1 protein-coding gene and 2 pseudogenes are annotated in these 1,826 nt (G+C 61.7%); 1 reads left to right on the top strand and 2 read right to left on the bottom strand.

Translation table 11 applies throughout. The features are described 5' to 3' along the window. The first annotated feature begins 162 nt into the window (after positions 1-162). Positions 163-871 (top strand): annotated as a pseudogene (locus ACS5Q0_RS27425) (IS6 family transposase). 80 nt (positions 872-951) lie between these two features. Here ACS5Q0_RS27425 and ACS5Q0_RS27420 read toward each other — a convergent pair. Together ACS5Q0_RS27420 and ACS5Q0_RS27415 are read right to left on the bottom strand one after the other, a co-directional pair. Then, a complete protein-coding gene (locus ACS5Q0_RS27420; RefSeq protein ID WP_473129779.1) occupies positions 952-1,653 on the bottom strand; it encodes an IS6 family transposase in 702 nt (233 codons plus the stop codon). 50 nt (positions 1,654-1,703) lie between these two features. Continuing rightward, a pseudogene (locus tag ACS5Q0_RS27415) lies at positions 1,704-1,826 on the bottom strand (IS3 family transposase); the annotation flags it as partial.

Raw genomic sequence — 1,826 nt, 5'->3', positions numbered from 1 at the left:
TTCTTTGCGATATCAAGGCCGATCGTGGCAATCTCTGGCATGATGGATGGTTCCTCTCCGGTTCTTCAACATGCCTATTCTGGCACGTCTGACGCTGGTGGAGGGCGCCATCCACGACATCAAATTAACCGAGGGTGACCCGGATCAAGCTATCCGTAAGGGATGAACCCGCCTCGCCATTCTCGTTACGCCCACCATCGCTTTCCGGCTGAGGTCATCAGCCATGCCGTCTGGTTGTACTTCCGGTTTCCGTTGAGCCTGCGCATGGTTGAGGAGATGCCCGCAGCCCGAGGGATCATGGTCAGCCATGAAACCGTGCGGCAGTGGGCGCTGAAGTTCGGCCAGAGCTTCGCCACGCAGATCCGCCGCCGTCTTCCCGCACCTGGAGACAAATGGCATCTCGACGAGGTCGTCATTAGCATCGGCGGCCGGAAGCATTGGTTGTGGCGCGCCGTCGACCAGCACGGGGCCGTGCTCGACATCCTGGTCCAGAGCCGCCGCAACGCGGAGGCTGCCAAGCGCCTCCTGCGGAAGCTGCTCAAGGAGCAGGGCACCGCTCCGCGCGTGATGGTCACCGACAAGCTGGCCAGCTATGGCGCGGCCAAACGGGAGATCATGCCGGGTGTTGAGCATTCGCAGCATAAGGGCTCAACAACCGAGCAGAAAACAGCCATCAGCCAACCCGCCGGCGGGAGCGCATCATGAAGCGCTTCAATTCAGCCGGGCAGGCTCAGCGCTTTCTCTCGGTTCACGATCAGGTCGCCAACCTCTTTCGACGTCCCGCGAACCCAACGCCGCGGATCATCGTCAAGCTCGTGCTCGGGCCTTTCAGGTCTGGGCCGAGGTGACCGGGATCGCGCGTGCCGCCTGATCCAGACCTCCACCCGGGGTAGGGTGTTGTCACGCTAACCCGCATCGGGCGCATTGAAGCCATTCCGGCCGCATGACAGTTCAAGAGGCAACATTCGCCGCGACTTTCCACGCCGCCATGGCGTTGAGGCGGTGGAGGTGGGTAGCACGGGCAGAGCGGCGGGAGTGGGGTGGAACGAAAAGGTTGCGGACCGCAGAGAACACGTTGACGAACCTCTGTAGCCCTCTGGCAGATCGAAAGCCTTGCCTCGCCCGTTCTCGCCGGCGGAACGGGAGATGCGAATTCTCCGCCCGATTGTTGAGCCCTTTGTGCGAACGGTGTTCGACGTCTGGCATGATCTGCCGTCGGGCAGCGGCATAGGAGCCGAGCTTGTCGGTGATCATTCGCCGAGGTGGGCAGCCCTGCTTCCGCAAGAGCCGTTTCAGCAAGCGCTTGGCTGCCTTGGTGTCGCGCCGGCTCTGGACGACTTCATCGAGCACATAGCCGTCCTGATCGACAGCCCGCCAGAGCCAATGCTTCTTGCCCGCGATGGTGATCACGACCTCGTCGAGGTGCCAAATATCGCGACGGTTCGGTCTCTTGCGCCTGAGGCGGCGGGCGTACGCAGGCCCGAACTTCAGCGCCCAGCGACGGACGGTCTCATAGGAGACGACAATGCCCCGCTCGAGCAGCATCTCCTCAACCAGCCGCAGGCTCAACGGAAACCGGAAGTATAACCACACCGCATGGGCGATGATCTCAGGCGGAAAGCGATGGCGTTTGTAGCTGACGGACTTGATCATGCCAGCCCATCTACACCGCTCGATCTCATGTTCGGGTTAACGTGACAACGCACGGCCAGGTAGAGCCAGCCCTCGTTCGTCCACACATACGAGATATCCGCGTTCCATTTCTGGTTCGGGCGAGTGGCTGAAAAGTCCTGCTCGAGCAGGTTGGGCGCAACCGGAAAGGCGTG

It is taken from the genome of Microvirga sp. HS2, assembly GCF_055792805.1.
The sequence above is the reverse complement of the archived record's forward strand: the minus strand, read 5'-3'. Positions and strand labels throughout refer to the sequence as shown.

Coding starts and splice junctions, on each gene's coding strand:
- ACS5Q0_RS27420 (WP_473129779.1), bottom strand. CDS start 1,653: ATGATCAAGTCCGTCAGCTACAAACGCCATCGCTTTCCGCCTGAGATC.